Raw genomic sequence first — 12,692 nt, forward strand, 5'->3', positions numbered from 1 at the left:
CATGACCGACACCGCGCGCCGCTACGACGCCGTCTTCTGGGACATCGGCGGCGTCATCATCGAACTCGCGTCCATCCGTGAGGGGTACGCCGCCTTCCTTGGGGAGCTGGCAGAAGAGCACGACCTGGACCCGGAAGCGACCCGCGACCGCTGGAAGGCTGCGCTCGGCGAGCACTTCCGCGCCGGCGAGGGGACCGAGTACCAGACCGCCAGGGAGGGCTACCGGAAGGCGACCGAGGCCGTCTTCGAGGCCGCCGGACGGGAGCCCCCGGCCGAGTCCGAGTGGCGCCCCGTCCTCGAACGCTGCTCGGACGAGACGCTCCGCACCGAACCGGGGGCGGTCGAGACCATCCGCGCGCTGGACGAGGCTGGCGTCTACCAGGCCGTCATCAGCGACGTGGATACGGCGGAGGCCGAGTCCATGTTCGAGCAGCTCGGCATCGCGGACCACTTCGCCCACGTCACCACCTCGGAGGCGGTCGGCTACAAGAAGCCCGACAGCCGGATGTTCGAGACGGCGCTGGCGAAGGCCGCCGACCACGGCATCGACCCTGCGGATGGGGTGATGGTCGGTGACCGCTACGGCCACGACATCGAGGGCGCGAGCGCGCTGGGACTCTCGGCCATCGCCTACGGCGAGGACGCCGCCGGTGCGGAGGCGGACCACGTCGTCACGGACCTCCGAGACATCCTCGAAATCGTCGGAGTTTCCGAGTAATCGCGACACTCGTTCGGAAATCAGGGGAGTTCAGAGCAAACATCGGCCGGGTGGTTGTCGCGCGGCCGTTGTGCTCGTCCCGGTGCCGTCGTGGCATAAACGGCCGCTGTTGTGCCGGATAAACGCTTAAGCGACGTCCACGGAATAGGCCGGTCGCAATGGACTTCGGAATCGAGGACCGTGTCGCCATCGTCACCGGTGGCGCCGGACGTATCGGGAGCGAGGACTGCCGCGTACTCGCCCAGGAGGGCGCCGACGTGGTCGTGCTCGACGTGGCCGAGGAGAAGGCCGAGAACGTCGCCGACGAGATCAACAGCGGCGAGGAGTACCGCGGCGACGCGCTCGCCGTCGAGTGCGACCTCACCGACCGCACGGACGTCGAGGCGACGGTCGAGGCCATCGAGGAGGAACTGGGGTCGACGGACATCCTCATCAACAACGCCGGGATGGTCGACGCCCGTGACCGTGTCGAGAACTTCGACGACGACATCTGGGACCGCGACATGGCGGTCAACCTCACCGGCGCGTACAACATCACGCGCGAGGTCTACCCCCGCATGAAGGAGCAGGAGTGGGGCCGCATCGTCAACATGTCCTCGATGGCGGGCTGGCAGGGCGGCTTCGGCCAGGCCTCCTACTCCGCGACGAAGGCGGCTCTCATCGGCTTCGCGAAGACGCTCGCGCTCGAGGGCGCCCAGCACGGCGTCACCTCCAACGCCATCGCGCCCAGCATCGTCGTCGGCGCGCTCGCCGACATGGACATCGAGATGCTCGAACAGACCGACGAGCACTTCGCCCGCATCGCGAAGGCCACGCCGATGCGCAAGCTCGGCAAGGAGGAGGACGTCGCCAACCTCATCGGCTTCCTCTGCTCCGAGCAGGCCAACTACATCACCGGCCAGGTCGTCGGCGTGACCGGCGGTATCGACCTCTTCTCCTTCTGAGCTTTTTTGGCGGCTCGGGTACCGCTCGCGGGCCGGCCTTCGGCCGGCACCGCGTCGGGTACCACTCGCCGCAAAAAACGTTCAGAAAAAATGCCGCTGGCTCCCAGCGGTCGCCAGCGGAGAAACGCGCTCGCTTCGCTCGCGCGTACAGAGATTGAATCTCTGTGTCACGGTCGCGGTCCTGTTGCCGGTGTCACGGTCGTGGTCCCGTTGCTGGTGTCGTAGGCGTGGGTCCGCTGTCCGTGGCACGAGTCGTCCTCAGTCAGTGCCGCCGATGCCGAAGCGGCGGGTCGCCGTCAGACCCAGCCATCGCTGGGGGACACTTAAACCACCCGTCGATTGAATCCACAACGGTCAGGTGGTGATAACACGAGGCACGTAACGGATGAGCGAAGTTCCGTTCCCCAGCCAGGCCTGGTTCGACGAGTACAAGGACGCGATCAACAACAACGAGGAGTACGCCGAGGCGGCAGCCGACTGGGGTGTCGGCTTCGACGGTGACTTCCTGTTCATCACCGAGGGGATGCCCATCGACGACATCGACATGGACGCGCTCCCCGACGACCTCCGCGAGGAGATGGAGCAGTACGTCGACGGCGACACCGGCTACACGCTCGTCGGGCTCGAGGGCGGCAAGTGCACCGACGCCCGTCTCATCGAGGACCCCGACGACGTGGAGGCCGGCTTCATCCTCCGTGCCGACTACGCCGTCTGGAAGGACCTCCTGCGGGGCAACATCGGCGCCATCGACGGTATGATGTCCGGCAAGTTCGAGCTCGAGGGCGACATGAACAAGGTCATGCAGTACTCGCAGGCCGCCGCGACGCTGACCGACATCTCCTCGGGCATCGACTGCTACTTCGTCGACGAGGAGTACGCGAAATAAGCCAGCGGCTTGCTGCCCGCCGTGCGACCGCTCAGGCGTACAGCCCCTCGATGCGATCGGCGTGGCGCTCCTCGATGGTTCCGCGGCGCTTCTTGAGTGTCGGCGTCAGTTCCTCGCTCTCGACCGCGAAGGCCGCCGGCAGGAGGTCGAACCGCTTGACCCGCTCGTAGTCCGCCAGCGTCTCGTTCGCGGCGTCGACCTCGCGCTGGAACAGGTCCCGGACCGCCCGCTCGTCGAGGAGTTCCTCCGGAACGCCGGCTACGTCACCCAGGTCGTTCCGGGGGCAGGCGTCGGCATCGACGGCGATACCCTCCTCGGCGGCGAACTCGAGCAGCAGATCGTAGTTCGGCTGCAGGATGGCGGTGACGTACTTGCGCCCCTCGGCGACGACCATCGCGTCCGCGACGAACGGGGACCGCCGGAGCGTGTTCTCGACGGGGCCCGGGTAGACGTTCTTCCCGGTGTCGAGCACCTGCAGGCGCTTCTTCCGGTCGACGATGCGGAGGTGTTCGCCCCGCCACTCGCCGATGTCGCCGGTGTGGTACCAGCCGTCCGCGTCGAACGAGGCGGCGGTGTTGGCCTCGTCGCTCCAGTAGCCGGGCGTCACGTTCGGCCCGCGGGCCAGCACCTCGCCGTCGGGGGCGAGTTTGAGCTCCGCACCCGCGACGGGCAGGCCGACGGTGCCGGGATGGAAGTCATCCAGGCGGGTGAACGTCAGGGCGGCCGTCGTCTCCGTGGCGCCGTACCCCTCCAGCAGCGGGACGCCGATGCCCCAGAAGAAGTGGAGCACCTCGGCGTCGAGGCTCGCGGAGCCGGTGCCCGCGTACCGGACGTCACCGAGGCCCAGCTGGTCCCGCACCGTGCTGTAGACGAGACGGTCCGCGATGGCGTGTCGCGCCCGGAGCGACACCGTCACCGAATCGGTCTCGATGGCGCGGCCGTACTCGACCGCGAGCGCGAGTGCCCACTCGCCGATGCGCTGCTTCGCGCCCTCCGCCGCGGAGATGCTCTCGCGGACCCCGTCGTACATCCGGCGGTAGATGCGCGGGACGGCGCTGAACGTCTCCGGGTGGACCGCCTGCAGGTCCTCCACGAGCGACTCGACCGCGATGTAGGCGCCGGCCGAGCCCCAGTTGATGCCCGCGTACGCGATGACCCGCTGCATGATGTGGTTGAGCGGCAGGTACACCGGCCCCACGTCGCCCGGGCCGGTCGGGGGGAGCATCGCCTCCCACTGCGCGACCTGCGAGAGGAGGTTCTGGTGCGTGATGACCACGCCCTTCGGCATACCGGTCGTGCCCGAGGTGTAGACGATGGTGAACGTGTCGTCCATCGCCGCGTCGAGGCCCGGAAGGGGGTCCGGCGCCTCGCCGGTCGGGAGGGCCTCGATGTCGATGACCACCTCGACGCTCTCGCGGGCCTCGATGGGCAGCGACTCGGGGTCCTCGGCCACAAGCACGCGTGCCCCGGAGTCCGTCAGGACGTGCTCGGTCTGCTCGGGGCTGAACGAGGGATAGACCGGGACGAGGACGAGGCCCGCGAGGAGGCACGAGTGGTCGAGGAGGGTCCACTCGTAGCGCGTCTCGGCGCGGACGGCCACCCGGTCACCCGGCGCGACGTGCTCCAGCAGGCCGCCCGCCACCGCCCGTGCCTCCTCGGCCACCTCGCGGTATGTCTTCGGCGCGAATGGGCCATGCTCCCCGTCGGTACCCTCGCGGCGGACGTAGACCGCCGGCTCGTCGGCGAAGGCCTCGACGCGGTCGAGATACCACCGGGCGACGGGACCCTCGATGCCGGAGAGGTCACCACCGCTGTGGATGTCGGAGTCGAGACTGGTGGTCGATGCGGTCTCTGTAGCCATAACGGTACGTACGGAGGGTGAGCATGGACAAATAGTTATCCGCGGAGAGGGCCCCGAAAAGTGATGTTCCGTTCGTCCCGGAGACAGCGACGGTGCCGTTACTTGTACGCGGCCGTCCCGGTCAGCTCCTTCCCGACGATGAGCTTCTGGATCTCCGTCGTCCCGTCGGGGATGGTCATCACGCGGGCGTCGCGGTAGTACCGCTCCAATCGCCGCTCGGTCTTCAGCCCCTCGCCGCCGAACACCTGGATGGCCTCGTCGGTCACGTCCTTCGAGCGCTCACAGCAGTAGCCCTTCGCGAGCGACGTGAGTCGACGGGCCTCCGGCGCGCCCTCCTCCAGCGCCTCGGCCGCGCGGCGGGCCGTCTGGCGCGAGGAGACGAGCGCGGCGTTCATGTCGTACAGCTTCTCTTGGACGAGCTGGTGGCCGGCGATGGACTTCCCGAACGTCTCGCGCTCGTCGACGTACTCCAGTGCCTCCTCGAAGGCGGCCTGCATGATGCCGACGGCCATGAACGCCATCCCCGTCCGCATGAAGGAGAACGTGGCGTTCAGCGGCTTCTGCCGCGCGAACAGGTCGGTGACGCTCTCCGGGAACGGGACGATGTCGGTCATCTCGTTGCCGTCGGCCATCGCGTTCCCGACGATGTTCATCAGCTTGTTCTCCGGCGGGACCTCACAGCCGGTGAAGTCCATCCGGGCGTTGTTGACGCCCTTCCAGCCCAGCTTCTGGATGGATTCGCTCTCCCAGGGCTGGTGCTCGTAGTCGACCAGGAACATATCGGAGACGCCGGTCTGTTCGTCCTCGGCGACCACGAGGGCCACGTCGGCGATGCCGCCGTTGCCGACCCACGTCTTCTGGCCCTTGAGGGTGTACATGTCCTCGTCCTCGTCGTACTCGGCGACGACGTTCGGGCGGGCGGTGTCGCTGCCGCCCTCGGGTTCGGTGACGGCCAGACAGCCGATGCACTGGCCGTCCTCCAGGCGCGGGAGCATCGTCTCGCGGGTCCGCTCGCTCGCGTGCTCGACGAACACGGCCGGGAACGACATCTGGAGCGCGACGTTCAGCGACGGCCAGACCCGCGAGATCTCCTCGCTCGCGATGGCGAACCGCCACAGGTCTCCGAAGTACTCCTGGACGGTGTCTGGGTCGTGGCCGACGCCCAGTTCCCGGAGGTCGTTCATGTAGCCGAGCATCCGGTCCCGGCTCATCGGCCCGTTCCGGTCCAGTTCGTCGACGTCGGGCTGGACCTCGGTCTCCATGTACTCACGGAGGTCCCGTTTGAACGCCTGCTGGTCCTCGCTCAACTGCATCAGGCCCACCCCCGGACGCGGCGGCGGAGTCGGTTCACGAGCGGTGCGGCGGTGAAGGTGATGTTCGGTGCCATCGTGCGCTCACGGGCGGTGGCCCGTCTGCTACCATCTAGGGGTAGCAGATGGATTGGTCCTGTCCCATCAGTTGCGCGGGTCTTTATGACAAACTCCGAGTCCGTTTCCGAGTGTGGCTCCGGCGGCGGGTCGTGGGGTGGGGTGATAACTCAGCTGGATCGCCAATTATCGATGAGATGCGGAATCGAGAACAGAATATCGGGGTACAGTGATGTAACTCGGAATGCGAGCGAATAATCGGAGTGGCTGTCGGCTACGGTGCCGACAGTGCTTCGGCGTTCGGATGGAGGATGCGATACTCCCCGGCGTCGACCGCGACGACGGCCCAGTCGTAGTCGGGCGCGAGCGACACGAGTCGGTCCCGCACCGTCGTTGCGCGGTCCTCCTCGGCCACGAAACACCGGAGCCGGCCGTGTGTCGGTGCGTCGGACGGGTCGGCGGTCGTCACGTAGACGGTCCGCCACTTGCGCTCCGCGCGCAGTTCCTCGCCCTCTTTCTCGACCTCGTACCCGAGATCGGAGAAGATACTCCGTGCCTCGTCCAGCAGTGGTGTGCTAACGACACCCATTCGTTCGAGGGTAACGTTGCTGGTGTGATAAGCTTTTGCACGGATACAGCGAGCTGGGAACGAGCCCCGGAATCGTGTGGCCCTCTGCCGGGGACGCACCCGCCGGCCACGAGCCGCAGAACGGCTACAGATGCGGCGGCTCGATCTCCATCAGGTCGGCGGCCTCGGCGGGCGTGGCGGGTTCGCGCCCGACGTTCCGGGTCATCTCCGCGGCCTTCGCGACGAGTTCGGGGTTCGTGGACATCTCGCCGTTCGGGAGGTAGAAGTTGTCCTCCAGCCCGACGCGGATGTTGCCGCCCATCGCGAGCGCCGCCGAGACGAGCTGCCACTGCTCGCGGGAGATGCCGATGACCTGCCAGGTCGCGTCGTCCGGCAGCTGTCGGACCTGGTGGGCCAGGTTCTCGACGGTCGGCGGGATGCCCCCGAGGACGCCCATCACGAGCGAGAAGTTGATCGGCGCCTCCAGCTCGCCGTTCTTGACGAACGGGCGGATGTTCCCGATGTGGCCCGTGTCGAAGCACTCCAGCTCCGGCTTGACGCCGTTCTCGCGCATGGTGGTGAGGAACTCCCGGATCTCGTTGAACGGGTTCTCGAACACCATGTCGAAGACGAAGTCGTCGCGCGAGTCGCTGTACTTCGCGTAGTTCATGGAGCCCATGTTCAGCGCCGCGATGTCCGGCTTGACCTCGCGGATGTACTCGGTCCGGGACTCGACCGGCTCGTGCATCGCGCCCGTCGAGAAGTTGATGAGGATGTCCGTGCGCTCGCGGACCTCGTCGTAGATCCGCTGGTAGACCTCGGTGTCGAACGTCGGACTGCCGTTCCCGGTCCGGGCGTGGATGTGCGCGACTGCGGCGCCGTTCTCGCGGGCCGCGGCGGCGTCCTCGGCGATCTCCTCGGGCGTGTAGGGGATCGCCTCGCACTGGTCGCGCGTGGTGAGCGCGCCCGTGAGCGACGCGCTGATGATAGCCTTGTCCGGGTCGTTGCCTTTGACGGATTCCTGCTCGATTGCCATTGTGATGTAGCGGTGGTATCGCGGCGGTGTGGTGGTCGGCGAGCGATGCGGTGGCGGTAACGGGTCAGCGGCCCTTCCACTCCGGTTCGGAGTCAGTGAGGAACGCGTTGATGCCCTCCTCGGTGTCGTCGCTCATCGCGATGAGCGAGATGATCTCGCGCATGTACGAGAGCGCCTCGTCGAACCCCATGTCGCGCTGGTTGTAGTAGGACTGCTTGCCCACCTCGATCATCACCGGCGAGGAGTTCGCCAGCGAGTCCACGAGGTCGTCCAGCTCCGCCTCGAAGTGGTCGGCCTCGACGACCTCCGTGACGAAGCCGATCTCGTAGGCCTTCTGTGGGTCGATGTGCTCGCCCGTGAACAGCAGGTGGAGCGCCTGCTTCTCGTTGACCGTCCGCATGATGGGGACGAGCGCCTGGGCCGGGAACAGGCCGATGTCGACCTCGGGCGTGCCGAAGGTGGCGTCGTCGCTCGTGAGGATGACGTCACACGCGGCCGCCAGGCCCATGCCGCCGGCGAGGCAGTACCCCTCGACGGCGGCGACGACGAGGACGTTCGCGTCGACGATGGCCTCGATGAGGTTCGCCATCCCGGAGAAGCCGTCGCGATAGGCCATCGGGCCCTGCCCCATGTTCGAGGCCATCCCCTTGATGTCGCCGCCGGCACAGAAGGTGCCGGCGGCGCCGCGGACGACCACGACACGCGTCTCGTCCTCGGAGGCCGCCGCGAGTGTGTCCTCCAGGCCGCCGATGACGGCGTCGTTCAGCGAGTTCCGGTCCTCGTACCGGTCGATGGTGGCGCGAGCCACCAGCCCGTCGTCGCTGACGGAGACGTCGAGGTCCTCGTTCGACAGTTCGTCGGCGTCTACCATGTGCCCGGGCTTGCGACGGGTTACCACTATACGATTTCGGAACCCGGAAAATAGGCCACTGGTTGAACCGTGCGTATGTTCTTCAGCGTTTACTCGCCGGGCCACTTCGGGAACTCGTCGGCCTCGCCGCCGTCGGAGGTGACCTCCGACGAGCCCTGGCCGCTGGCCTCACCACCGCCGGACGCGGTCCGCTCCTCGGGCGGCTGGAACTGCTTGGCCCCGTCCCCGCTGGCATCCGCGACGCTTTGCCCCGCGTCGACATCGCCCGTGCCGCGCGGCACGTCAGTCGGCTCGTGGTCCAGCGCCGTCGTACTCGCACCCACGGACGACCCCTCGTCGGCCTGCGCCGCCTCGGCGTCGATGAACTCCGCGTCGTCGTCCGGTGCGAGGACGTCGTCCGTCGCCGCCGATGAGGCGTCCGAGTCGGTCGAGGTCGACTGCGCTGTGGTGGTCGCGTCCTCCCCGTGCCGGTCGGTCGACTGCGTCCCGGACGGCGCTCCGGTCTCGCGCTCACCCGTCGGCTCGGCTCGACGCTCGTGGTCCTCGATGAACGCGTCCTCCACGGCCTCGATCGCGTCGGCGAGTTCGTCCTCGGAGAGCCGGTCGTCGTGGGCCTCCCGGAGGTGGGCCGCGAGCCGGCAGCCGTACCGCCCCCGACCCGCGTGCGCCACGAGGTCGGACTGGCGGAGCGTCCGGTTCCGGCTGTAGGCGCGGGTCCGGTCGCCGTCGCCGCCCGCCGCGACGTGGGCGTCGACCGGGTCGCTGGCGCCCGCCTCGCGGTAGTGGGCCAGCATCCGCCGGGTGACCTCGTCGAACCCCCGGACGGTCGCCTTCACCTCGCGCACGACCTCGCGCTCGAACCCGGGGTCCGAGGCCTCGACGACCGTCTCGACGGTCGAGGGCTCCGCCTCGGCCGCCCGCTCGGCCGCGTCGAACTCCGGCCAGCCGTCGTCGCCCCCGTCGGCACCCGCTACGCCCGAGGCGGTCGGCGGCTCGGAGCCGTCGTCGGGCCTCCGTGGCTCGTCGGCCGCGTCCGTGGGAGTGGTATCGTCGGCCGCGTCGGTCGGCCCGTCGGCCGTCGTCTCGCTCCTCTCCGCAGCCTCCTCGCTGCGCGCCTCGCTGGTCCCCTCCAGCGCCTCGAACGCCGCGTCGATGTCGGCGGCGGTGCTCTCCGCGGGGACGCTGTCCGTCGACCGCGTGCGCTGGTCGCCGTCGTCCCCGGCCTCGGGCGCCGTTCCCGTGGCCCCGTCTGCCGGCGCGTCGTCGTCGGCCGCCGCGCGCTCGTCCGCTTCGGGCCACCCCGGCGGCGCGGTGGTCTCGGTCTCCGGCTCGTCAGGGTCGGCTGCTGCGCCGTCGGCGTCCCCGTCCTCGGCACCCGCGGCCAGGGCCTCCGCCTCCGCCTCGAGGTACTCGTCGGTCGGGTTGGCCGGCCGTCGGGTCGCCTCCATGTGCTCGCCGCGGAGCGCCTGCTTGCGCCAGTCGTCCATCTCTGTCTGCGTGCCGACGGTCACGTCGGTGCGGAAGGCGCGGCCGGAGGCGTGCTCGATCATCGCCCGCGAGAACCGCTCGGCCATCTTCGAGAGGTCCTTCGCCTCCGAGAGCTCCTCCTCCAGCTCCTCGATGCGTTCCTCCTTGTCGGCGACCTTGCGCTCGAGTTCCTGGATGCGCGACTCCCGGCGCTCCTCGGCCTCCGAGATGGCCTCGAGGTCCTGTACGAGGTCGCTGCTGACGGACTTCAGTTCGGGTCGCTCGAAGTCGTCCAGGCCGGGCGTGGCCCCCGCGTCGAAGGTCTCCTTGCGGTCGAACTGGACCCGGCGTACGCGCTCGGACCAGTCCGTGAGGACGAACGCCTCGCCGTCGTCCATGCCCTCGATGGCGTCGGCGTACTCCCGCCCGAGGATGCGGCTGACGACCTTCGTGTCGTTCTCCCAGGTGAGGCGGTGCCAGACGAGCCAGTCGCACTGCGTGATGAAGTCCTTCTTCACGTCGGCCGGGCGCTGGGAGACACCGACGACGCCGAGGCCGTGCTTGCGGCCGCGCTTGGCCGCCTTGATGAGCATCCGCCCGCACTCGTCGAGGCCGCCGCCCTCCGGGATGTACTCGTGGACCTCCTCGACGACGAGGAGGAACGGCTGCTTGAGCTTCTTCTCCTTCGCGAACAGGTTGCGCGCGACCGCCGTCAGCAGGTCCCGCGCGTCGGACTCGTCGAGGAACGAGGAGACGTCGAGGATGATGGGGACGTTCTGTTCGAGTGCCAGCTCCGCGAGTTTGCCGGCGTGCTCCTCGTTCACGACGAGGTCGCACTCCTCGTCGGCGCCGACGTGGAGGATCTCGTACTCCTCCTTCAGCCCGTAGTACTCCCCGTCTATGTCGACGATCATCACCGGGAGCCCCCGGTCGAGCAGCTTCTCGATGACGACGCTCGCGGTGTTGGACTTCCCGCCCCCCGACTTCCCGGTCACGAACCCGCGGCCGGTCATCAGTTCGACCACGGGGAGTTCGACCTCGTTGCCCGCGGGGGCGTCCGCGGCCACCCCCTCGCTCGTCTCGCCGACCCGGATCGTCTCGTTGTCCTCGTCGCCCATGTTGTTACGAGCGGGGCGCTCCGGGCACAAGAACCCGCGTCAGACGTGCGACCGACGGCCCCCGAACCGTCACCGTCGGACTGGTTCCCGTGGCGCGAGAAGCGGAACGAAGCTTAAGAGATCGCCGGCAATACACGCCCACGATGTCACACCAGGAGTCCCAGCCGAACCTCGCCGACTACGAGCAGGAGTACGGATCGTTCGAGTGGGACCAGCTCTACGCCGAGGCCGACTGGTCCGCGCCGGACGAACTGAACATCGCACACGAGACCGTCGACCGGCACGCCGCGGCGACGCCCGAGCGGACCGCCCTCCAGTACGTCGGTGCGGACGGGGAGGAGGAGACGGTCACGTTCGCCGACCTGGCGGCCGAGTCCAACCGGTTCGCCAACGTCCTCGACGACCTCGTCGACCGTGGCGACCGCGTCTTCTCGTACATGCCGCGCGTCCCCGAGCACTACGCCGCGCTCATCGGGACGCTGAAGACGGGCGCCGTCTGGGGCAGTGTCAACGAGCGCTTCGGCCCGGACGGCATCGCCTACCGCCTCGACGACTGCGACGCGAAGGTCGTCGTCACGACGACCGGCAACCGCGACACCGTCGCCGAGGCGATGGAGCAGATTCCAAGTGTCGAGCAGGTCATCGTGGTCGACGATGCCGAGGGCGCGGCCCGCGACGGCGACCTCGACTACCACGAGGCACTCGCCGACGCGGCCGACGAGTTCGAGACCGTCCGCACGAGCGGCGAGGACGACGCGCTGCTGTACTACACGTCCGGGACGACCGGCCCCGCGAAGGGCGTCCTGCACAAGCACCGCTGGGTGGCAGGCGTGGCCGCGACCCAGCAGTTCGCGGTGGACCTCCGACCGGGGGAGGACCTCTACTGGTCGACCGGCGACCTCGGATGGCTCACCGGCCCCATCAACACGCTCGGCGCGTGGTTCTGGGGCACCCCGCTGTTCACCTACGAGGACGAGTTCGACCCCGAGGCGTGGGCGAAACTGCTCGACGACTACCCCATCACCGTGCTGTTCTCGGTCCCCACCGCGTACCGGATGCTCCGCGAGCACGAGTCCGTCCTCGGCGGCGTCGACCTCGACCTCCGGCACGCGCTCTCCATCGGCGAGCCCCTCTCCGCGGGCGTCGTCGAGTGGGGCGAGGAGACGCTCGGCGTCACCATCCACGACACCTACGGCCAGACGGAGACGGGGAACATGGTCATCAACAACTACCCGTCGATGGAGCTGAAGCCCGGCAGCATGGGTCGGCCGCTCCCGGGCGTCGAGGCCGCCGTCGTCGACCCCGAGACCGGTGAGGTGCTGGAGCCCGGTGAGACCGGCGAGATCGCCGAGCGGGGCGACTACCCCTGCTTCTTCGCCGGGTACTGGGAGAAGCCGGACAAGACCGCCGACTGCTTCGTCGACGGCCCCGACGGCGAGTGGTACCTCTCCGGTGACCTCGGCCACGTCGACGAGGACGGCTACTTCTGGTTCGAGGGCCGTGCCGACGACGTCATCATCTCCTCGGGCTACCGCATCGGCCCGTTCGAGGTGGAGTCGGCGCTCGGCGAGCACCCCTCGGTCGCCGAGGGCGCCGTCGTCCCGAAGCCGGACCGCCAGCGCGGGACCATCGTGAAGGCCTACGTCCGACTCGTCGAGGGGACGGAGGGCACCGACGACCTGAAGGAGGACATCAAGGAGCACGTCCGGAACGAGCTGGCGGCCCACGAGTACCCGCGCGAGATCGAGTTCGTCGACGAACTCCCGAAGACGGTCACCGGGAAGATCCGCCGGACCGAGCTCCGGGACCGCACCGAGGACCCGACGGCGGACTGAGCGGGCCGTCGAGGGCCGCCG

At 68.6% G+C, this 12,692-nt stretch carries 10 protein-coding genes; 4 read left to right on the top strand and 6 right to left on the bottom strand.

Translation table 11 applies throughout. The annotated features are described in order from the left end of the window. Nucleotide 1: 1 nt before the first annotated feature. The 3 genes from P2T62_RS08705 (at nucleotide 2) to P2T62_RS08715 (ending at nucleotide 2,548) form a co-directional block, all read left to right on the top strand. Complete coding sequence (locus tag P2T62_RS08705) at nucleotides 2-718, top strand: HAD family hydrolase (protein WP_276261008.1); 717 nt, start codon at nucleotides 2-4, stop codon at nucleotides 716-718. Between the two features lie 158 nt (nucleotides 719-876). Next, the gene (locus tag P2T62_RS08710) at nucleotides 877-1,662 is read left to right on the top strand and encodes an SDR family NAD(P)-dependent oxidoreductase (RefSeq protein WP_276261009.1); all 786 of its coding nucleotides are present in this window, start codon (nucleotides 877-879) and stop codon (nucleotides 1,660-1,662) included. Nucleotides 1,663-2,047: 385 nt separating this feature from the next. Beyond that, nucleotides 2,048-2,548 (top strand): SCP2 sterol-binding domain-containing protein, encoded by a 501-nt coding sequence (locus P2T62_RS08715; protein ID WP_276261010.1) that lies wholly within the window; start codon nucleotides 2,048-2,050, stop codon nucleotides 2,546-2,548. Nucleotides 2,549-2,579: 31 nt separating this feature from the next. Here P2T62_RS08715 and P2T62_RS08720 read toward each other — a convergent pair whose 3' ends face one another. The 6 genes from P2T62_RS08720 to P2T62_RS08745 all read right to left on the bottom strand — a co-directional run bounded on the left by P2T62_RS08720 (nucleotide 2,580) and on the right by P2T62_RS08745 (nucleotide 10,836). Continuing rightward, nucleotides 2,580-4,409 carry an AMP-dependent synthetase/ligase gene (locus P2T62_RS08720; protein ID WP_276261011.1) on the bottom strand — a complete coding sequence of 610 codons (1,830 nt, stop codon included), beginning with the start codon at nucleotides 4,407-4,409 and terminating at the stop codon, nucleotides 2,580-2,582. A gap of 98 nt (nucleotides 4,410-4,507) precedes the next feature. After that, entirely contained in the window at nucleotides 4,508-5,722 is a 1,215-nt protein-coding gene (locus P2T62_RS08725) for an acyl-CoA dehydrogenase family protein (RefSeq protein WP_276261012.1), read from the bottom strand. 328 nt (nucleotides 5,723-6,050) lie between these two features. Then, a complete protein-coding gene (locus P2T62_RS08730; protein ID WP_276261013.1) occupies nucleotides 6,051-6,365 on the bottom strand; it encodes a DUF7116 family protein in 315 nt (104 codons plus the stop codon). Between the two features lie 124 nt (nucleotides 6,366-6,489). Beyond that, the gene (locus tag P2T62_RS08735; RefSeq protein WP_276261014.1) at nucleotides 6,490-7,380 is read right to left on the bottom strand and encodes a beta-keto acid cleavage family enzyme; all 891 of its coding nucleotides are present in this window, start codon (nucleotides 7,378-7,380) and stop codon (nucleotides 6,490-6,492) included. Nucleotides 7,381-7,444: 64 nt separating this feature from the next. Continuing rightward, nucleotides 7,445-8,251, bottom strand: coding sequence for an enoyl-CoA hydratase/isomerase family protein (locus tag P2T62_RS08740; RefSeq protein ID WP_276261015.1), 807 nt, complete (start codon nucleotides 8,249-8,251; stop codon nucleotides 7,445-7,447). An 89-nt stretch (nucleotides 8,252-8,340) separates the two neighbouring features. After that, a complete protein-coding gene (locus tag P2T62_RS08745; protein WP_276261016.1) occupies nucleotides 8,341-10,836 on the bottom strand; it encodes an ATP-binding protein in 2,496 nt (831 codons plus the stop codon). A gap of 143 nt (nucleotides 10,837-10,979) precedes the next feature. Between P2T62_RS08745 and P2T62_RS08750 the strand changes: the two genes are divergently transcribed. Further along, the gene (locus P2T62_RS08750) at nucleotides 10,980-12,671 is read left to right on the top strand and encodes an acetate--CoA ligase (protein WP_276261017.1); all 1,692 of its coding nucleotides are present in this window, start codon (nucleotides 10,980-10,982) and stop codon (nucleotides 12,669-12,671) included. Nucleotides 12,672-12,692: the final 21 nt, after the last annotated feature.

The organism is Haloglomus litoreum (genome assembly GCF_029338515.1).
Lineage (GTDB): Archaea > Halobacteriota > Halobacteria > Halobacteriales > Haloarculaceae > Haloglomus > Haloglomus litoreum.

Excerpts from the sequence above, each read along its gene's own strand:
- P2T62_RS08705 (WP_276261008.1), top strand. The coding sequence starts at position 2 with ATGACCGACACCGCGCGCCGCTACGACGCCGTCTTCTGGGACATCGGC.
- P2T62_RS08710 (WP_276261009.1), top strand. The coding sequence starts at position 877 with ATGGACTTCGGAATCGAGGACCGTGTCGCCATCGTCACCGGTGGCGCC.
- P2T62_RS08715 (WP_276261010.1), top strand. The coding sequence starts at position 2,048 with ATGAGCGAAGTTCCGTTCCCCAGCCAGGCCTGGTTCGACGAGTACAAG.
- P2T62_RS08720 (WP_276261011.1), bottom strand. The coding sequence starts at position 4,409 with ATGGCTACAGAGACCGCATCGACCACCAGTCTCGACTCCGACATCCAC.
- P2T62_RS08725 (WP_276261012.1), bottom strand. The coding sequence starts at position 5,722 with ATGCAGTTGAGCGAGGACCAGCAGGCGTTCAAACGGGACCTCCGTGAG.
- P2T62_RS08730 (WP_276261013.1), bottom strand. The coding sequence starts at position 6,365 with ATGGGTGTCGTTAGCACACCACTGCTGGACGAGGCACGGAGTATCTTC.
- P2T62_RS08735 (WP_276261014.1), bottom strand. The coding sequence starts at position 7,380 with ATGGCAATCGAGCAGGAATCCGTCAAAGGCAACGACCCGGACAAGGCT.
- P2T62_RS08740 (WP_276261015.1), bottom strand. The coding sequence starts at position 8,251 with ATGGTAGACGCCGACGAACTGTCGAACGAGGACCTCGACGTCTCCGTC.
- P2T62_RS08745 (WP_276261016.1), bottom strand. The coding sequence starts at position 10,836 with ATGGGCGACGAGGACAACGAGACGATCCGGGTCGGCGAGACGAGCGAG.
- P2T62_RS08750 (WP_276261017.1), top strand. The coding sequence starts at position 10,980 with ATGTCACACCAGGAGTCCCAGCCGAACCTCGCCGACTACGAGCAGGAG.